This is a genomic window from Tsukamurella conjunctivitidis (genome assembly GCF_007858475.1).
Classification (GTDB): Bacteria; Actinomycetota; Actinomycetes; order Mycobacteriales; family Mycobacteriaceae; genus Tsukamurella; species Tsukamurella conjunctivitidis.
Map to the genome: position 1 here is coordinate 1 of NZ_VIGX01000241.1, position 553 is coordinate 553.

Annotated in this window: 1 protein-coding gene; it reads left to right on the forward strand. The window is 69.8% G+C overall.

Annotated elements, in window-relative coordinates; all coding sequences use genetic code 11:
* Nucleotides 1-16: 16 nt before the first annotated feature.
* On the forward strand, nucleotides 17-553 hold a 537-nt coding region (locus FK530_RS25225; RefSeq protein WP_146489513.1), incomplete at its 3' end, for a GA module-containing protein.

Consider the following 553-nt stretch of genomic DNA (forward strand, 5'->3'; position numbering starts at 1 on the left):
GACCCCAGGAGCAGGAATGACGTCTCCCACCACCTGCCCGGCCCACGGCTCCCACGCGCCCGGACACCGTCCCCGGGCGGTGGCAGTGGGCGTGGTGGCGCTCTCACTGGCCCTTGCAGGATGCGGGGACTCACAGGCCGATGCCATTGACGATGCGCGCTCCGCGATCGAGGCACTCCCCCACATCGGCGCGGGTGCGAAGACAGACTTCACGCAGGAGTTGACCGGCCTGGACTCCGAGGCGGACCTGAGTGCCGTGGTCGAGCGCGCCACAGCGGTCAACGACCTCGTGGGACAGTCCCTGGGCTGGGTGGACGGAACGACCACGCAGGGACGGCCCCACCTCACCCTGGAGCAGGACGGGACGGTCGCCGGTGACGAGCGCGCACTCCTGATGATGGGAAGCCCCACCCACTGGCGCCCCGGGCAGGACACCTTCGATCTGTGCACCTCCCAGGACTGCGCCTACTGGTCCGCCTGGGAGGTCCAGGCCACCGTGGCAGGTGAGTACGTGTTCTCCCTGGTGGGAGCCGATCAGGCTGTGACCCGGACC